Annotated in this window: 14 protein-coding genes; 4 read left to right on the top strand and 10 right to left on the bottom strand. The window is 47.7% G+C overall.

What is annotated here, in order from left to right; genetic code table 11:
* Nucleotides 1-2,184, top strand: a complete 2,184-nt coding sequence (locus DF182_RS29685; protein WP_113619387.1) for an ATP-binding response regulator — start codon at nt 1-3, stop codon at nt 2,182-2,184.
* An 8-nt stretch (nt 2,185-2,192) separates the two neighbouring features.
* Here the strand turns inward: DF182_RS29685 and DF182_RS29680 are convergent, their stop codons facing one another.
* The 8 genes from DF182_RS29680 to DF182_RS29645 all read right to left on the bottom strand — a co-directional run bounded on the left by DF182_RS29680 (nt 2,193) and on the right by DF182_RS29645 (nt 14,357).
* Nucleotides 2,193-2,819 (bottom strand): HEAT repeat domain-containing protein, encoded by a 627-nt coding sequence (locus tag DF182_RS29680; protein ID WP_113619386.1) that lies wholly within the window; start codon nt 2,817-2,819, stop codon nt 2,193-2,195.
* A gap of 108 nt (nt 2,820-2,927) precedes the next feature.
* Nucleotides 2,928-4,556, bottom strand: a complete 1,629-nt coding sequence (pafA, locus tag DF182_RS29675) for an alkaline phosphatase PafA (protein WP_113619385.1) — start codon at nt 4,554-4,556, stop codon at nt 2,928-2,930.
* Between the two features lie 131 nt (nt 4,557-4,687).
* Entirely contained in the window at nt 4,688-6,265 is a 1,578-nt protein-coding gene (locus tag DF182_RS29670; RefSeq protein WP_211327243.1) for a RagB/SusD family nutrient uptake outer membrane protein, read from the bottom strand.
* Between the two features lie 21 nt (nt 6,266-6,286).
* Nucleotides 6,287-9,358 (bottom strand): SusC/RagA family TonB-linked outer membrane protein, encoded by a 3,072-nt coding sequence (locus DF182_RS29665; protein WP_113619383.1) that lies wholly within the window; start codon nt 9,356-9,358, stop codon nt 6,287-6,289.
* A 36-nt stretch (nt 9,359-9,394) separates the two neighbouring features.
* Entirely contained in the window at nt 9,395-10,327 is a 933-nt protein-coding gene (locus DF182_RS29660) for a glycerophosphodiester phosphodiesterase family protein (RefSeq protein ID WP_211327242.1), read from the bottom strand.
* A 78-nt stretch (nt 10,328-10,405) separates the two neighbouring features.
* A complete protein-coding gene (locus tag DF182_RS29655; protein WP_113619382.1) occupies nt 10,406-11,134 on the bottom strand; it encodes an MIP/aquaporin family protein in 729 nt (242 codons plus the stop codon).
* Nucleotides 11,135-11,191: 57 nt separating this feature from the next.
* On the bottom strand, nt 11,192-12,685 hold the full coding sequence (glpK, locus tag DF182_RS29650) for a glycerol kinase GlpK (protein ID WP_113619381.1): 1,494 nt from the start codon (nt 12,683-12,685) through the stop codon (nt 11,192-11,194).
* Between the two features lie 70 nt (nt 12,686-12,755).
* The gene (locus DF182_RS29645; protein ID WP_113619380.1) at nt 12,756-14,357 is read right to left on the bottom strand and encodes a glycerol-3-phosphate dehydrogenase/oxidase; all 1,602 of its coding nucleotides are present in this window, start codon (nt 14,355-14,357) and stop codon (nt 12,756-12,758) included.
* Between the two features lie 336 nt (nt 14,358-14,693).
* On the opposite strand from DF182_RS29645, the gene DF182_RS29640 reads away from it, so the two are divergent.
* Both DF182_RS29640 and DF182_RS29635 read left to right on the top strand, forming a co-directional pair.
* On the top strand, nt 14,694-15,458 hold the full coding sequence (locus DF182_RS29640; RefSeq protein ID WP_113619379.1) for a DeoR/GlpR family DNA-binding transcription regulator: 765 nt from the start codon (nt 14,694-14,696) through the stop codon (nt 15,456-15,458).
* A gap of 40 nt (nt 15,459-15,498) precedes the next feature.
* Nucleotides 15,499-15,954 carry a YhcH/YjgK/YiaL family protein gene (locus tag DF182_RS29635; protein ID WP_113619378.1) on the top strand — a complete coding sequence of 152 codons (456 nt, stop codon included), beginning with the start codon at nt 15,499-15,501 and terminating at the stop codon, nt 15,952-15,954.
* 47 nt (nt 15,955-16,001) lie between these two features.
* Here DF182_RS29635 and DF182_RS29630 read toward each other — a convergent pair whose 3' ends face one another.
* Nucleotides 16,002-16,397, bottom strand: a complete 396-nt coding sequence (locus DF182_RS29630; protein ID WP_113619377.1) for a ribosomal maturation YjgA family protein — start codon at nt 16,395-16,397, stop codon at nt 16,002-16,004.
* A gap of 60 nt (nt 16,398-16,457) precedes the next feature.
* Here DF182_RS29630 and DF182_RS29625 point away from each other — a divergent pair, with 60 nt between their 5' ends.
* Nucleotides 16,458-17,099, top strand: a complete 642-nt coding sequence (locus DF182_RS29625) for a YiiX family permuted papain-like enzyme (RefSeq protein WP_113619376.1) — start codon at nt 16,458-16,460, stop codon at nt 17,097-17,099.
* A 49-nt stretch (nt 17,100-17,148) separates the two neighbouring features.
* On the opposite strand, the gene DF182_RS29620 is transcribed toward DF182_RS29625, so the two are convergent.
* Nucleotides 17,149-18,174 carry an MlaD family protein gene (locus DF182_RS29620; RefSeq protein WP_113619375.1) on the bottom strand — a complete coding sequence of 342 codons (1,026 nt, stop codon included), beginning with the start codon at nt 18,172-18,174 and terminating at the stop codon, nt 17,149-17,151.
* Nucleotides 18,175-18,177: the final 3 nt, after the last annotated feature.

The following is an 18,177-nucleotide window of genomic DNA, read 5'->3' as shown; positions in this document are numbered from 1 at the left end:
ATGCTTCGATCGCTTAATCTGTTTAAAGTACTGATAGCCCTGACTGTAGCGGTTACAGGCTGGCTTTTTTATTATGGATTTTCTGTACACCAGCAAAGTGCAGGTAAGTTGCTGAAATCAACAGATACCTTGCTACAGGACAATCCCGGCATACGTCTCATGGACAATGCATTGCTGACCCTCAACCGTGCTGAAAGTAACTTTCGCCTGTTTACCGTAACCTATGATAAACATTTTCTGCAATCCTTTTCTGCACAACTGGGAGAGGTGTTGTCGGCCGTAGATTCCATCAGCAGCATGCTGAGCGGACTGAATGATCATCAGCAGTTCAACGAATTGATCGCTCAAAAAACAGCGATGTCAGGGCGCATCTCGCAGCTCAAAAAAGCTACCGACTCCATGCTCTCTTCTTCCCTGGCAGATGACAGGATCGATAAACTGCTCAATAGCATCCCTGTATATAAGGTCACACAGATAAAAAAAGATAACGTGACCATGGATACTGTTAGCAACATTGTATCGGCGCCGGAGAAAAAGAAAGGACTCTTCAAACGTCTGGGCAATGCCTTCTCCAATAAAAACAAGGGCGATACTGTCAAAGCACAAATGGCTGTGATGGTGAAAACAAAAAGTGGTAAGGTGGTCAATAAGTCTGATTATGATGCCCAGCGTATGAAAGACATTATCAACGATGTAAACGGTTACTATAAAAAGATACTGCGTACGCAGTTGGCCAACCGGATGAAAATCAATACCAGCGAGCAATCCCTGGCAGGAACCAACATTATGATGTTGGCGCAAATGGACACGCTGATCCTTGCACTGAGAGATAAGGCCACTATAGCACTGGTACAACAGCGGCAACAAGCCGGCAGTATGATAAACCAGGACACAGGTAGAATAAAAACAATTGCTGTATGGGGTGGAAGCCTGCTGGCTCTACTATTGCTTGCTTTAACAGGAGCAGCATATGAATTGAGGAAAAAGAACCAGCAACTTATGGCTAGTGCAGCTGCTGCGAGGGAAGAAGCCCGTATCCGGACCGATTTCCTGGCCAATATGAGCCACGAAATACGTACACCGCTGAATGCCGTGGTAGGTTTCAGCGAGCAGCTTTCCTACTCGGGGCTGTCTGCCAGTCAGCGTGAGCTGTTACGTTCCGTAGAAGTGGCTGCGGATATGCTGATGCAGGTGGTGAATGATGTACTTGATTTTTCCAAGCTCGAAAAGGATTATATCTCCCTGCTGCAGGAACCATTTGTATTATATACCGCTTTTGAGGAGGTAATCAGTACTACCCGTATACTGGCCATGCAAAAAAATCTGGGGTTCTTCCCCGATTTTGAAGGTGATCATCGCTGGGAAGTAAGAGGAGATGCGTTTCGCCTTAAACAGATATTGTTAAACCTTATCAGCAATGCCACCAAATATACTTCCAGCGGCAGTGTAACGGTAACGGCTAAACTGGAGAAACAGACAGAAAGCCGTGCACTGTTTACGTTTATTGTCACCGATACGGGAGAAGGCATCAGCAAAGAAGCACAGGCCAACCTCTTTGAACGCTTCTATCAGGCCGCACCTGCAAGGGTGACGGTAAAAGGCACCGGTCTGGGCCTGGCTATTACCAAAAGGTTGGTAGAACTGCATGGGGGAGAGATCACCTATACCAGTGAGGTCAACAAAGGAACACAGTTCATCTGCCGGATACCATATGAAGTAGTGTCTATGCCGCAGACGGTTATTATTACCCAACAGCAAACAGAAACCCCTTCAGGCGCCGCTATGGAAGACCTTTATGTGCTGGTGGCGGAAGATCAGGAGATGAATCTGTTGTTAATGAAAATGATACTTACCCGCTGGAAATGTCGTTTTGATATGGCCCGTGATGGAGAAATTGCATTGGATCTTTTTAAGCGCAACCGTTATGATCTGGTGCTGTTGGATCTTCATATGCCTAAATTCAGCGGGCTGGAAGTAGTAGAAAAAATCAGGAAAGATAATGATCCTGAAAAGGCCAATGTGGCTGTGATTGCGCTGACGGCGGATATTACAGAACAGGATGTTCGTGATTTCAGACGTTCAGGATTTAATGACTGGTTGATGAAACCCTTTAGGGAAAAGGATATTTATCAGGTAATCCGGAAAAATCTGCGAATAGAAAGTAAGGAGCCCCAGCATCCCTGACGGGCTTCTTATTTTTCAGTTTTTTTAAGGACCTTCTCCACTCTTTTTCTTTTGGATTCTTTTTCTATATCCGGAAGTCTGGTTGTCAGTGTCTGGCGGAACAATGTTTTGTGGGGAGTCTGAATGCAGGGTTGCATGAGTTCTGCATACATCGGCAGCTGGTTGACGGGGCTTTGCAGCAGTTGTTCGTTGAACAGGGGGTATACGGCTTCTGCATAAGCCTTCACGGAGTAAAGCTTAACAAGTATGCTCATGTAATTATCTTTGGTAATCACAGAACCTTTGTCTGCAATGGCAGACAGCTTACCCAATGAGTCATAGATCTGCGCCGGTTGTTCCATTGTAATGGTTTGCAGGGCGGTCATAGCACCCCATTGCATCCGGTTGTTGCGACTGTCGAGCAGTGCAATGAAATCCTTTGCATACGGCGCAATCATGGCCGGCTGTACAGCCCCAATTTCATATAGCACTTTGATACTGTCGTGCTGAATGTTTTTATCCTTATGCTGGAGAAGAGCCACTAACTCCTTTACAGCACCACTGTCCTTGCCACCGGCTATCGCAGCGGCCAGTTCCTGATTGGGAACTTCGTCCCGACGGCCCAATGAAGATGCTAACTGCTCAATAATTCCCATATAAAATAATTAAGAGGCCCAGGGCTTTAGCCCTGGGCTATTTTAGATATGTTGATTATTTATGAAGATATCAAAACATTCTTCTCTTTCAAAACACACCATCTTTAACTAAAATTTGATGGGGCGTCCAACGCAGCCGTTGGGCATCTGGATGCGCAACATATCGGCCAGGGTGGCAGCGATATCTGTCATGTGTACGGTTTCATTGCTGGCGCCGTGTTTCACATGCCATCCCATGAATACGAGCGGAATATGGATATCGTAAGGGTTCCAGTTGCCGTGGGTAGTGCCTTTCTCAAAGCCCTGGTACCATCCTGGTTCGGGGATGATCATTACGGCGCCGGTACGTTTTGGGTTGTATCCGTTGCTGATCATGGTTTTGATAGGCTCCGGTATTGGGCTGTTGCCCAGGTTGTCGATATCGGCGGCGAACTGGATACCGGGTTGTCGCTGAAGGAATTTGACGGTTTCTTTTTTAATGGCGTCATAGTCCAGTTTGCTGGCTTCTATTTTGGCCACGTCATAGTTCACATGATAGTTCATACCGGAACGTACCAGTCCTTTCACGCCGAAGCGGGCTGCCAGGAGGCTGTCAAGGCTGCTCATCATGGCTTTGTCTTTCACGAAACCTGCTGGCAGATTATGTTCCTGCATAAAGCCAACAGAATGGGCTGCACCATGGTCGGCAGTGAGGAATACGAGGTAGTTGCCTTTACCTACTTTCTGGTCCAGGTAGGTAAAGAAGGCGGAAAGATCTTTGTCGAGGCGCAGATAGGTATCTTCCACTTCTATGGAGTTAGGACCGTATTGATGGCCTACATAGTCAGTAGAGGCACAGTTGATGGTGAGGAAGTCGGTGGCGGTGCCATTGCCAAGATCATATCCTTCCACAGCGGCTCTGGCAAATTCGAGGGTGAGGGTATTGCCGGAAGGCGTGGTACGCAGACTGCCAGGATCTTTTTTATAGATCTCTTTCATGTCGTGGGGGAATACCGGTGTTTTTTCGCCACGAAAGGTACCTTCCCAGGAAACATTGTCAGCAGCACTTTGCACGTAGGTATTGATCGGGTAGAGTGTTTCCCAGGGCTTGGACATGAGCTGGGCAGGCAGTTGTCTGGCGTTGAAGCGCTTTACCCATTCTGGCAGTTCATTCATGTAATAGGTGCTGGTAATGAAGTTGCCGTTGGCATCATCAAACCAGAAAGCACCGTTGGGCGTATGTCCTGCCGGGAGGATGGAGGCGCGGTCTTTCAGGGATACGCCTACTACTTTGGAGCGGAAGTTGGTGGCCAGGCGCAGTTCATCGGTGATGGTGGATGCCAGCAGGTTGCGTGGCGACATCTGGCCGGCGGTGGAAGTACTGCCTACTGATTTGGCGATGGTGTCTTCTGTGCAATACCATTTTCTGCCGGTTTGCTGGTCAGTCCAGTCGTTGCCGGTAATGCCGTGGATGGCTGGTACGGAGCCGGTATATACGGTGCTGTGTCCTACAGCGGTAAAGGACGGAAGATGGCTGATGGTAGTGTTTTCACAAGTGAAACCTTCATTCAGCATTCTTTTAAAGCCGCCGGCTTCATAGCGGTCGGCATAACGATACAGGTAATCCCAACGCATCTGGTCTACAACAATCCCTACAATAAGCTTGGGCCTTTCGGGTGTTTGTGCCAACGCTGACAGGCTTTGCGCAAGGGCAAAGGCTCCCGTCATCAGCATGGCGGAGAGTTTAAGTCTGGTCATAATTCTTAGATTTCAATAGTGCTGTAAATAGTTAGCGGTTCTGGTCCCTCCGGCCAGAACCGCTAAGTTTATTTTGTTTTCAGCAATTATGTCTGCCTTTATGTATGAACGGACAAATAGCTGGATGAATACTAGTATCCCGGATTCTGCTCCAGATTGGGATTGAGGTCCTTCTCTGTTTGAGGGATAGGCCACCAGTAATCCCTTTTAGGATTAAAGGTACGTTTCTCCAGTACTTTTCCGGCAAAGTCATAAATTTCAGTATTCAACTCAGTTTCTGCAGTCTTCCAGCGACGGATATCATTGTAGTACAATCCTTCGCAGGCAAACTCCACGCGTCTTTCATGGCGTATTTCCTTACGCATATCGTCTTTGGTCAGATTAGCTGCAAAACGAGGCATACCTATACGATCGCGGATCTGGTTGAGTGCTGCATATACAGACGCGTCGGGACCTGCTGCTTCATTCTGTGCTTCTGCATACATCATCAGAATATCTGCATAACGCAGGACAATAAAGTTGATTTCTGACTGTCCGCCTTTCAGGTCTTTGTCTGCCTGTGCGGGAGCCAGCGTATCATACACACTGAATTTTTTTACTCCGTAACCGGTAATCGCAAAGCGGCTGGAATCCACGGTTTTGCCCTGGTATATATCTGTTGGGAAAGTGATAGTACCTTGTAAGCGTGGATCACGGTTGATATACGGCCGTTTGGCATCATATCCGGAAGCCGGGTCTGTGATGGGCAAACCATTCTTCATGTAATAGGCCTGTGCCAGTCCCAGCAATGGCGCATTGGAATTGTACTGAGAACAGATCAGGTCGAAGGAGTTGCCTTGATTGGGAAACATATACTGTACATCAAAGATCACTTCCTTGTTGTTCTCATTCTGTTTCTGAAACAGGTTACGATAGTTGGCAAACAAACCATAACCGGTACCACCCAGATCCATCACTGCTTTGGCAGCAGCGGCAGCCGCTGTCCATTTGTTCTGGTCATTGCCGGGATTGAGTAAGGGGCTGGCTTCATATAACAACACTCTTGCCTTGAGGGCCATGGCTGCACCTTTGGTGGCCCTGCCTTTGTCGCTGGCGCCGTAGGTAAGTGGTAAAACAGCTGCTGCATCATCCAGGTCTTTGAGTACCTGAGCCACTACCTCCTCGCGTTTGTTACGTGGAAGTGAGCTCTGTGTGAGAATATTGGGAGGGTCCAGGATTAAAGGAACGCCGCCATAGTAGTTTTGTAACAGGAAATAATAGAGGCCACGTAAAAAGAGGACTTGCCCTTTCATTACTTTTTTCTGGTTTTCATCCATACCAGGCACCTCATCTACTTTCTTCAGGAAGGTATTGCAACGGCCTATACCACCGTAACAATCGCTATACCTGGAGCTGATAATACCGCCACTGCTGGGCATCTGTGAGCCCGCCGCAATGGCATTAAAGCTCATGACATTGGTTTTGTTGTAAGCATTGGGAGACAGGGTCTCATCCCACAAGGCAGTAGCATTGTTGGAGCCTTTGCCTCCGAATATACCGTCATTGCGCAATACGGAATAACAACCAGTGAGGGCTGCATTAGCGGCTTCCGGTGTTTTCCAGAAGGTTGCTTCTGTGTATCTATCGTGCGGAGCAGTGTCCAGCAGGCTTTTGTTACAGCCTGTGGCCAGAAATCCTGCGACCATTATCGCATAATATATCTTTTTCATTTGGTTCATTGTTGGGTACGATTAAAAGGTAACATTCAGACCGCCGTTGAAGGTTTTCAGCATAGGATAGCGGTAAAGATTGCTCTGATCAAGTACTGCTTCCGGATCGAAATCTTTGTAACGGGAGAAAGTCAGCAGGTTCTCACCATTCACAAAAACATTCACCTTGCTGATCTTTACTTTAGACAACCATCTGTCAGGTAAAGAATAGCCCAGCTGAAGATTACGCATTCTTACATAGGAGTTGTCTCTTAACCAGAAATCGGAACCGCGGAAGTTGTCTACACCATTGGTACCGGTTGTAACAATCGGCAGACGGGCATTGGTGTTTTGAGGTGTCCAGGCATCTGTAAGCCATTCTTTGGTAGCATTGGCGCCATTCACGAAAGGTAAGGCCAGGTTGCCCACCGGATAAGCTTTAACACCGGCAATACCCTGGAAGGAAGCGCTGAGGGAGATACCTTTATAACCCAGGTTAAAGCCAAAACCAAATGTCCATTTGGGAACAGAAGAAGAGCTGTTCAGTGCTACACGGTCATCACCGTTGATAATACCATCACCGTTGATGTCCTTGTATTTGATATAACCTGCTTTGGTTTTGTTGCTCTGGAATGGACTCTTGGCCACTTCTTCATCTGATTGGAAAATACCGTCAGACAGTAAAACATAATAGGCATCTATAGGGTAGCCCTCCTGCGTGATGGTGTTACCATTATAGATTTTTTCACCTTTCAGGTTTACTACCATGTTTTTGTTATAGGAGGCGTTACCATATACACCGTAATCCAGGTTTCCGAAATTGTTTTTGTATTGTACTACCAGCTCAATACCAGTGTTATCTACTCTGCCTACATTTCTTTTCGGCCCGTTCAGATTACCTACCTGTGAAGCAAGTGTTACTGTACGTAAAATACCGTCTGTGATTTTTTTGTAGACATCTACGGAAACGGCTAAACGGCTTTTAAACAGATTCACATCTACACCTGCATTATAAGTGGAGGTTACTTCCCATTTGATACTGGGATCTACTGCAGCGGTAACTGCAGCTCCGGAGCTGAGTCCGGACGAAGCGCCGCCGCCAAAGCTATAGTCTTCTCCCATGCTAACGGAAGGAATATAGCTGTACAGGGGCACGGCCTGAGTTCCCATCTGACCAGCAGAAGCGCGGAGTTTGAGCACATCTATCAGGGAAGACTGGAAGAAGGACTCCTTGTCTATACGCCATCCTGCAGAAGCGGAAGGATAAAAGCCCCAACGTTTGCCGGGAGCAAACTTGGAAGAACCATCGTAACGGAAAGCTGCTTCGAACAGATACTTACCATCAAAGTCATAGTTCACACGACCAAAATAAGATTCCAGTACATCGCGCGTGGTAGTACCGGAAGTAGCGTTCCAGTAAACACCGGCGCTCAGGGCGTCCAGCGTACCGTCCAGATAACCGTACATGCTGGCGTCAAACTGGTCTTTCTCGAAGTTGTCGTAGCTGGCACCTACCATGGCACTCACATTATGTTTGGATGCAAACGTCTTCTTCCAATCCAGGGTATTGTAGAAGTGAATGTTCATGTCATTGTAGTCCGTTTTGTAGGAACGGGGTGCTGTATTGGGATTGTTCCAGTTGGTAGCTGCATTGGTTTTCGGGTCAAACGTTTGCATGCGCGGTGTAAACTGCGTCAGCTGACCATCATATTTATCCACGCCGAATTTGATATTGTAGTTGATATCAAAAGGCAGCTTGTATTCTGCGAAAATAGTAGCCAGAAAACGTTGTACCACTTTAGTCTGCAAACCATTATAGGAAAGCATACGGGGATGTTCCCAGTTGTTGCGGCCAGTAGTACGCAGCCAGGAGTTACCATAACGACCATCAGCCAGCGTATCGGTGAGGATAGGCAGTGCTCTAGCGAGGTACTCCCAGGTAGAATTGTAGAAAGGCTGTGTATAGTTGCGGTAATAGCCATCCAGTGTGAGACCGGCTCTTAACCTTTGGGTTACCTGCATGGAGCTGTTCAGACCCACAGAGTATTTTTTCTCATGGTTGCCAGGCCCGAAGAGGATACCATCCCTGTCGAGATAACCCAGTGACAAACGGTATTGATACTTGTCGGTGCTACCGGATACACTCAGATCATGTTTCTGTATAATACCATTCTTCAGCGCGATCTTATACCAGTTGTTGGCTGGATAAGTGATCGGATCGGTCAGCATACCTTTTTCATATTCTGCAATCTGTGCATCGGAGTAATCAAGCTTGGTAGTTCCTTCGTTCAGGTTGGCCTGGTTCTTCAGCTTCATATACGCAATCGGGTCGGTAATGATATCTGGCAGATAGGTGGCTTTCTGCACGCCACGATAGTAGCTGTAGTTGATCTTAGAGACGCCTTTTCCTTTTTTGGTAGTCACCAGGATAACGCCATTGGCTGCACGGGAACCGTAGATGGAGGCAGCAGCGTCTTTTAGTACAGTGATGGTTTCAATGTCATTTGGATTCAGCTCATCCATGGAGTATTCGATACCATCAACAAGAACCAGCGGATCATTGTTGCTCAGTGTGCCTACACCCCTGATACGGATGGTGCTTCTATCTACACCGGGCTGGCTGTTGCTGAGGTTGGTGAATATGCCGGGAACGCCTTGTAATGCATTACTGGCGTTGGTAATAGGCCGGCCTTCTTTTTCAGCCATGGAAACAGTAGTAATAGATCCTGTCAATGTGGCTTTTTTCTGTGTGCCATAGCCCACTACCACCACATCATTGAGCTTTTGTACATCTTCTTCCAGCGTAATGTGCAGTGGAAGTGCATTGACTACTTTCACTTCTTTGGAAAGGTAACCGATAAAGGAGATTTTTAACGTAGAACCTGCCGCTGCGCTCAGTTTAAACTGACCGTCGGCATTGGTGGAGGCCCCCTTGCTGGTGCCGGCTACCTGTATGTTTACGCCGGGAAGGGGAATGCCACCGGTGCCGGTTACCTTACCGGTAAGGGCAAGATCCTGAGCAAACAGGGCTGTGGAGGTTGATAGAATGATCCCGAGGCATAGCATGAGAATAGCACCCGGACGGAATGCCCGGAATCTTGTTCGCAATTTCATAAACTGTATTTTTTCCTGTGTTTTTGGTTGATTGAATTACAGTGCTTCCTGGAGCCTGTTAGGGTAATCGGTGATAATACCGTCTACGCCGATGGCTTTCAGTTTTTTCATTTCCGCCTGTTCCTGTACGGTCCAGGGTACGATTCGTATATTTTTATCATGACATTTTTTTACAAGTTCCGGTGTCGCCAGGTTGTAGGAAGGATTGTAGAACGCTGGTGTAAAGCCGAGTTGTTGCAGATGCTGTTCGAATGTGGTGTTTTTGTCGCCGGTGAGGAAACCCAGTTTGATATGCGGGTGTGTTTTGTGCAGCACCTGCAGGGGGCGCATGTCGAAAGACTGTATCAGCAGCCGGTTGCCTAATGGTTTCAACTGTTTTACCGCCATCATGATCTTCATATATTCTTCCGGAGAAGGCTGTTCAACGCCGTCTGTTTTTTCGGAAGATTTCACTTCCAGCAGGTAGTAGACCGGTGGCAGGTTATGTGTGCGGGTGTAGTGTTCTACAGAGTCGATCATCTCGCCCAGCAGTGGAGCATAGGAGCGAAGCCGCTGTTGTTCCGGAAAGGCCGGATATGGTTTTTCACCGATAATAAAAGGCCGGATGTCGGCATAGTTCATCTGGTAAAAAACATACTTGCTGCGGTCTGCTGCCGGAATATCCTTACCATCCGGCATCGTGGTGTAGGACGGTGTGAAGGAGGCATCGTGGTAAACCACTACCTGTCCGTCTTTGGTGATGTGTACATCAAATTCGATAGTGTTGGAACCTGTTTCCAGCCCTTTGTACATGGCAGGGATGGTGTTTTCAGGCATCAGTCCCCTGGTGCCGCGGTGGCCCACCTTAAAGAAGGCAGGGAGATCGCTGTTGTGTGCAGTGGTTGGTCTGGATGTTTTACAGGCTGTAAAAGCAGTTGCTACAGCTGCCATGGCACAGGCCATCAGCCGGACATTCCTTTGTTTGTTCATTGTTGATGATTTACAGGTGTATACATTTTTTCTAACGTGTACGGATAAACGTATAGGCTTACCGTTTATGGCTACTGGTTATTTCAGAAACAGGTACAGGGCGGCAGCGAGGATGGCGCCGGTCAACGGACCAGCTACCGGTATCCAGGAATAGCCCCAGTCGTTATGTCCTTTACCTTTCATAGGAAGGATCGCATGCATGATTCTAGGACCCAGGTCTCTGGCCGGATTGATGGCATAACCGGTAGTGCCGCCCAGAGAAAGACCAATGGCCCATACGAGCAAAGCTACAGGTACTGCGCCCAGAGAGCCCAGTCCTACGGGTGTTTTTTCTGCACCCATCTCAGCATTGGTAAAGTAGAAGATGGTAAACAGCAACACAAAAGTGCCGGTCACTTCGCAGATGAAATTACGCAGTGGTTTACGTATAGCCGGCTCCGTGCAGAAGCAGGCACGTTGTAAACCGTTGTCAGGTGTTGCATCCAGATGGTCTTTGTAGTTATACCATACCAGGGAAGTGCCCAGCATAGCACCTGTCAGTTGCGCGATCACAAACATAGGAACATCTGCCCAGGCAAATTTACCGGCAAACGCCATCGCTACTGTTACGGCAGGGTTGAGGTGCGCGCCACTATAAGGACCTGCTACTACTACGCCAACGTATACGGCCAGCGCCCATCCGGTGGTGATGACAATCCATCCGCTGCTGTTGCCCTTGGTTTTGTTAAGTACCACATTGGCTACAACACCATTGCCCAGCAGGAGCAGCAGGGCCGTGCCTATAAATTCAGCTAAAATTGGAGACATAGATATTGGTGATTTGTTGGTTTGCTACGTGATAAGAAGGCATGGTTTCCGTTTAAACTATTGTCTGGCCCAGTGTTTGGTGGCATCTACAGCTCTGTTCCATCCGTCGATCCAGGTCTCTCTGTGTTGTTGCTCCAGATCAGGTGCAAATGTTTTTTCCATCTGCCATTGGTTGCGTATCTCTTCAAGGTTTTGCCAGTAGCCGGTAGCCAGGCCAGCCAGGTAGGCCGCTCCCAGCGCGGTGGTTTCTGTAATACCCGGACGTACTACTTTGGCCTGCAGGATATCGGCCTGGAACTGCATCAGAAGATTGTTGCCAGTAGCGCCACCGTCTACACGAAGTTCTTTTATGCTGATGCCGGCATCGGCTTCCATCGCTTTCAGTACATCCATGGTTTGATAGGCAATACTTTCCAGGGCGGCACGGGCAATGTGGGCCTGGTTGGTGCCACGGGTCATGCCTACTAAGGTGCCGCGTGCATGCTGGTCCCAGTGCGGAGCTCCCAAACCGGCAAAAGCGGGTACCAGGTATACACCGTCATTTTGTGCTGCCTTAGCGGCCAGGGCCTCTACTTCAGAGGAGGAGCGGATAATACCGAGGCCGTCACGCAGCCACTGTACGATAGCACCTGCTATGAAGATGCTGCCTTCCAGCGCATAATGAGTCTGACCGTTTACTTTCCAGGCTACGGTGGTGAGCAGGTTGTTTTTACTGAGGATGGGTTTTTCACCAATGTTCATCAGCATAAAACAGCCGGTGCCATAGGTATTTTTTACCATACCGGGTGCGGTACACATCTGTCCGAATAAGGCTGCATGCTGATCCCCGGCGATACCGGCGATGGGTATCTGTGCGGCGAAAATACCCGGTGCTGTCAGTCCGCATACTTCACTGGACTCTTTTACTTCCGGTAACATGGAAGCAGGGATGTCCAGTAATGCCAGCAGTTCTGTATCCCATTGCTGGGTGTGAATGTTGAACAGCATGGTGCGGGAAGCGTTGGTGATATCTGTAGCATGAACAGCGCCATGGGTCAGGTTCCATACCAGCCAGGAGTCAACGGTGCCAAAGGCCAGTTTGCCCTGGGCTGCACGTTCGCGGGCGCCACTTACGTTGTCGAGTATCCATTTTACTTTGGTGCCGGAGAAATAGGCATCGATAACAAGACCGGTTTTTTCACGGATAAGATTTTCTTTACCGCTGGCTTTCAGGCTGTCACAGAAAGCAGCGGTACGACGGTCCTGCCATACGATAGCGTTGTGAATAGGTTTGCCGGTTTCACGGTCCCATACGAGGGTTGTTTCCCGCTGGTTGGTAATACCGATGGCTGCAATGTTGCCGCCTTCCAGGCCCACTTTGGCCATCGCTTCAGTGGCTACGCCTATCTGGCTGCTCCATATTTCGGAAGGGTCATGTTCTACCCATCCCGGAGCAGGAAAGAGTTGTGTAAACTCTTTCTGGGCAACGGAAATAACAGCCCCTGTCTTGTCAAAGATAATGGCTCTTGAACTGGTGGTGCCCTGGTCCAGGGCCATGATGTATTTGGTCATGTTTTTCTTTTTCTGCGTGGATAATCAGTATCGCTATAGTTGACAGTGGAATTACCGGTATGGTAGTATGCTAGGCAGTTACAGGTAATTGTTCACGTATACGGATATTTTTCAGCAAATAGTTTTGTGCTACAGCATAAAAGGCTTTCACCTGTTGCTGTTGCCAGTCCTCGTTTTTACCCAGTTCCGCAGCCATGATGGAGGCTACTTCCGGAGCCATATCTATGGCGGCCTGTGCATCGAGGAACAGAGCCCGCAATCTTCTGGCGAGGGTATCTTCTACGGTGCGTGCCATCTCTTGTCTTACTGCCCAAACTACCTGTGCTTTGATATAAGGCAGCTGTGGATGTAATGTTTTGGCCAGTTCCGGCTGCATGGCGGCAATAGCCTGTACCTGTGCGGCATCGCTGCCATAAACGTCCAGTGGGGCCAGCGCCATAGGCTGTTTTTGGTAGCCATGGATACGCATGCCTTTGGTGTTGCATTTGGCCGGAGTGATGTTACCCTGGCGGATAGCTTCGTCTACAGTGTCTTCTGCCATTTTCCGGAAGGTGGTCCATTTACCGCCGGTGATGGTGATCAGGCCGGACGGTGCTACCAGGATCTTATGACTACGGGATATTTCCTTGGTGCTATTCGTATCTTTCTGAGGCGCCGCCAGCGGACGGAGGCCAGCAAACATACTGAATACATCGGCACGTGTAGGCGTGCGCGTGAGGTACTGGGCGGCGGTGCTGAGGATAAAATCAATCTCCTGCTCCAGGGCTACCGGCTCCATGCTGTGTGTTTCCAGCGGAGTGTCGGTGGTGCCCAGTAATACTTTGTTGTGCCAGGGCACAGCAAAGAGTACACGGCCATCCGGAGTCTTGGGTATCATGATAGCACTGGTGCTTTTCAGGAAAGAGGCGTCGAGTACCAGGTGTACACCCTGACTCGGCCGTACCATCGGACGGGCGCCGGGATTGTCCAGTTGCAGTATCTCGTCTACAAATACGCCAGTGGCGTTGATAACGGTGCGGCCGCTCACCCGGAAGGTTTCACCTGTTTCCAGATCGGTGGTGGTTACGCCGGTTATTTTACCATCCTGTTTCAGCAGGCCGTCTACTTTGAAATAGTTGAGCATAACGGCGCCGTTTTCTGCGGCAGTCTGTGCGATATTGACTGCCAGGCGTGCGTCGTCAAATTGTCCGTCATGGTATACAATACCACCTTTGAGGCCATCGGCCTTGATGTTAGGGAGGCGGTTAGTGACTTCGTTTTTACTGATGTGTCTGGATTTGCCCAGGCTTAGCCGGCCGGACAACATATCATATATTTTAAGGCCAATGGTATAGAAAGGCCCTTGCCACCATGAATAGTGAGGAATGATAAACTGCTGATTATGTGCCAGGTGAGGGGCGTTGTTCAATAATAATCCTCTCTCATAGAGTGCTTCCCTTACCAGGGCTATATCTCCCTGGGCCAGGTAACGCACCCCGCCATGTACCAGCTTGGTAGCTCTGCTGGAGGTGCCTTTGGCAAAGTCAGCCTGTTCGAGCAGTAGTGTCTTATATCCTCTGGAAGCAGCGTCCATGGCTATACCCAGACCAGTGGCTCCTCCTCCGATGATGATCATGTCCCAGGTCCTGGCGGGCATTGCTCGCAGGCTTTTTATTGATTCCGGTCTGTTCATATTGTTACAATATATCTTTTAATTACTTTCGAAATGTTTTAAATTTGAATGTAAAATAAAAGAAAATAAAACAATTCGAAAGTAAAATAGAAAATTTAATCAGAAAAGGAAATATTTTTCTGGATGAATGGGAAAATCGCTGGGAGCAATGGCGATCATCGACTTATAACTTACAACCCTTCATAGTATTTCATTGTTATTAAAAGTGAAAGGGATATCTGGATAAAAATGTAACAATAGAAAATAGAATGAAATCAGACGGTTAAGGTTAGGTTAAAACGCTTTCAGAAAAACTTGTCAATAGCTTTTAATACGTTATTTTTATGCGATATGTCTATGATCAATATAGCTGAACGCCATAAGTATATACTGGATAAACTGGCCGAAAAAGGATATGTGAATGTTGTTGACCTCTGCAAAGAACTGGATGTATCGGGAGTGACTATACGAAAAGACCTGAAGTTGCTGGAAGATAAAGCACTACTATTCCGTTCTCATGGAGGTGCCACCATCAATAATCCTTACACCAACGATAAGCCGGTCAATGAAAAAGAGAAACTGCGCAGTGAGGAAAAAAACAAAATAGGACAGGCAGCAGCGGCACTCATTGCACCCAATGATGCCATCATCATCGCCTCCGGTACCTCCGTGCTTTCTCTGGCTAAAAACATCCATCCCAAAGGACACCTGACCATCATCACCGGTGCCCTCAACGTAGCCCTGGAACTCATCCGCATCCCCGATGTGGAAGTAATACAGCTCGGCGGCCATCTCCGCACCAGCTCTTCCTCCGTTACAGGACCTTACGCAGAAAAAATACTGGAAGACTTCTCCTGTAGCAAACTTTTCCTCGGCGTAGACGGTATCGATCTCGAATTCGGTCTCACCACTTCCAACATCATGGAAGCCCACCTGAACCAGAAAATGATTGCCACCGTTCAGAAAATCATCGTACTCGCAGACTCCACCAAATTCGGTAAAAGAGGATTTGGTCGTATCTGCGGCCTGGAAGATGTAGATGAAGTCATCACCGATACCGCCATCTCCCCGCATGTGGTTAAAGCCATGGAAGATATGGGCATCAAAGTGACCATCGTATAAAAGTCTGCGTTTTCTGAATATCTTTGCTTTTTTAGCTCACATGATACTCGACACATTAACAAACGCCCATCGCTACCACTGCCTGGGCCCCAGGTTTGTAAAGGCTTTTGAATACCTCGCACAAACCGACTTCAGCACACTGGAAAAAGGGAAATATGAAATCGACGGCACTAACATTTTCGCCATCGTTAATGAATATGATACCGTAGATCCTTCCGGTGAACAAATGGAAGCACATAAAAAATATATCGATATCCAGTATATCGTGAAAGGTGCAGAACTGATAGGACACGACTTCCTCCGGGAACAAACTCCTTCAAAACCTTACAGTGAAACAGAAGACTATATGTTGTTTGCAGAAAAACCGGCCTTCTTCACCCGGCTCGATCAGCACAACTTCGCCATCTTTTTCCCAACCGACCTCCATATGCCTAATCTCCTTATTGATCAGCCAGCAGCGGTTAAAAAGGTGGTCATAAAAATAGGCGTCAATTAATTGAAGTGGATATAGGATGATGTCTGCATCATCCTATATCCACTTCATTAGTTCCGGAAATAATTGATCTGCTCCAGCAAAAAGGCCAGCGCCGCGGCCATCAGCGTTCCTACCGCATAACATACACAATCACTCCACAAAAAGCCATGCCCCAGCAAAATACCCAACGGGGTATTACGCAGTCTCACGGCCCATTCTGCCTGATATAGCTGCTGCACTTCAATGGCAATACATACCAGAAAACTGATCAGCGCTACTTTGGGAACAGACTTTAACGGATACAAAAAACGAATACCGAAAAAGATACAGGTAGCTGAAAATACATCACCGCCATATACGCGAATAATAGTGGGGAAATACTGTGGTGCCCATCTGGTGGCTAATCCCAGGGGTATGTTCAACAGAATAAGGATAAAATAGAGCCAACGTCTTTTAACTTTCATTCGCTAAAAATACGCCAAGCATAAGTGAAGGAAAAAATTTATCATTACAAAAAATAAAAAATGGCCAACTTAAAACGAATGGGATTAATGTGCATATTGCCGCTGCTGGCTTTAAGTGCCGGTTGTCAGCAACGTACGCCTGTAGCGCTGAAAGCCCCTATGGTAAAGCCGGGAGATGTGATCTTTCAGGAGTCTATGTCAGACCTCAGTACCGCTATCAAATTTGCTACCCATTCCAAATACAGCCACTGTGGCATCATCTTTTCCGTTAATGGTGAACTGTATGTTTATGAAGCCCTGCAGCCTGTTCGTTACACGCCCTTGTCGGCCTGGGTGGCCCGCGGACGCAACGGACATTATGTTATCAAGCGCCTGAAAAATGCTGACAGCGTACTCACCACGGCTACACTGGATAAGATGATGGAGGCCGGCAAAAAGTACAACGGAAAAAATTACGATTTTTATTTCGGCTGGTCAGACGAACGGATCTATTGTTCTGAACTGGTCTGGAAGATATATAAGGAGGCAACCGGCCTGGAACTGGGCAAACTGCAGCAGCTAAAAGATTTTGACCTGAATAGCCCTGCAGTAAAAAAACAGATGCAACAAATTTACGGGGATAAGATCCCGCTCTCAGAGCAGATCATATCCCCGGTAAGTATGTTTAATTCTCCGCTGCTAACAACAGTCGCAGAACAATAATGTATCCAGTAAATATCTCCTGGTACTTCAACTAATATAGCCCAGGACTTTAGTCCTGGGACTTGTTTAATATTTTCGCTTTTTCGGCTTGTTCTTTTTTCTCACGTTTGGCCTGTTTTCTGAAGTAACCTCTCAGCAGGAAGTTATGCTTCAGCGCTTCCATGTTCTGGTCCAGTTTGGAGGTGCTGGATTCCAGGTTGGTAATGATTTTCTTCAGGCTTTCTGCAGATTCCTGATCATGCAGCAGTACACCGGCGGGAGACTGATCATTGGTGATATTTTCGCTGACAGTGCTGCTGGCTTTTTTGAGATCAGCCACTACACTGTTTGCCTTTTGGGCAGCGTCATCCATCTGGGCCATAGTAGCACGCAGGTGGCTGAACACCACGGTGTCGGTGATCAGATTGTTGGTCAGGGAGCCTTTACGCTGTAGTTTGGCGGCATAATCGGCCAGATGATCTGTCAGGCGTTGGGTATTGGCAGCAGTGGTTTTCAGGTTGTTGAGCGTAGCCTGTACATTGTTGTAGACAGAATCGTCCTTCAGCAGTTTACCAACAGTGCCTTGTCCTTCTGCAATGTGTTTCATGATCTCCTTGAGATTACCGGTGATAGATACCAGGTTTTCATTGTTGACCTGCAGCGTAGCCATAATGTTGTCAGGGCTCAACACCGTTTCCGCCACAATCACATCGTTGTTTTCAATAGGAGGAAGGTTTTCTGTACCGCCGAAAAGTACCACGATTTTGTTACCAACCAGTCCATCTGATCCTACTTTGGCTTTTACGTCCTTATGGATAAACTGCCTTGAGCTTTTTTCGATGTTCATGATCACTTCTATCACATCATGTTTGATAAAAGTGATTTTTTTGACCGTACCTACTTTAACCCCGGAATACCACACATTGTTGCCAGCGGTAAGTCCGTTGATATCATGGAACATTGCCTTTACACGTACGGAAGGGGTAAAGGTTTTGCGTTGCCCGCCCAGAAACAGGATGGCTACAGTAAAAATGATCAGTCCAACAAAAATGAAGATGCCTACTATTACTGTGCGCTTGTTGCTTTCTTTAATCATGGT

Origin of the sequence: Chitinophaga flava (assembly GCF_003308995.1) — a bacterium.
GTDB lineage: Bacteria > Bacteroidota > Bacteroidia > Chitinophagales > Chitinophagaceae > Chitinophaga > Chitinophaga flava.
The sequence above is the reverse complement of the archived record's forward strand: the minus strand, read 5'-3'. Positions and strand labels throughout refer to the sequence as shown.

Coding starts and splice junctions, on each gene's coding strand:
- glpK (WP_113619381.1), bottom strand. CDS start 12,685: ATGACCAAATACATCATGGCCCTGGACCAGGGCACCACCAGTTCAAGA.
- DF182_RS29625 (WP_113619376.1), top strand. CDS start 16,458: ATGGCCAACTTAAAACGAATGGGATTAATGTGCATATTGCCGCTGCTG.
- DF182_RS29630 (WP_113619377.1), bottom strand. CDS start 16,397: ATGAAAGTTAAAAGACGTTGGCTCTATTTTATCCTTATTCTGTTGAAC.
- DF182_RS29680 (WP_113619386.1), bottom strand. CDS start 2,819: ATGGGAATTATTGAGCAGTTAGCATCTTCATTGGGCCGTCGGGACGAA.
- DF182_RS29685 (WP_113619387.1), top strand. CDS start 1: ATGCTTCGATCGCTTAATCTGTTTAAAGTACTGATAGCCCTGACTGTA.
- DF182_RS29655 (WP_113619382.1), bottom strand. CDS start 11,134: ATGTCTCCAATTTTAGCTGAATTTATAGGCACGGCCCTGCTGCTCCTG.
- DF182_RS29640 (WP_113619379.1), top strand. CDS start 14,694: ATGATCAATATAGCTGAACGCCATAAGTATATACTGGATAAACTGGCC.
- DF182_RS29635 (WP_113619378.1), top strand. CDS start 15,499: ATGATACTCGACACATTAACAAACGCCCATCGCTACCACTGCCTGGGC.
- DF182_RS29620 (WP_113619375.1), bottom strand. CDS start 18,174: ATGATTAAAGAAAGCAACAAGCGCACAGTAATAGTAGGCATCTTCATT.
- DF182_RS29665 (WP_113619383.1), bottom strand. CDS start 9,358: ATGAAATTGCGAACAAGATTCCGGGCATTCCGTCCGGGTGCTATTCTC.
- DF182_RS29670 (WP_211327243.1), bottom strand. CDS start 6,265: ATGAAAAAGATATATTATGCGATAATGGTCGCAGGATTTCTGGCCACA.
- DF182_RS29645 (WP_113619380.1), bottom strand. CDS start 14,357: ATGAACAGACCGGAATCAATAAAAAGCCTGCGAGCAATGCCCGCCAGG.
- pafA (WP_113619385.1), bottom strand. CDS start 4,556: ATGACCAGACTTAAACTCTCCGCCATGCTGATGACGGGAGCCTTTGCC.
- DF182_RS29660 (WP_211327242.1), bottom strand. CDS start 10,327: ATGAACAAACAAAGGAATGTCCGGCTGATGGCCTGTGCCATGGCAGCT.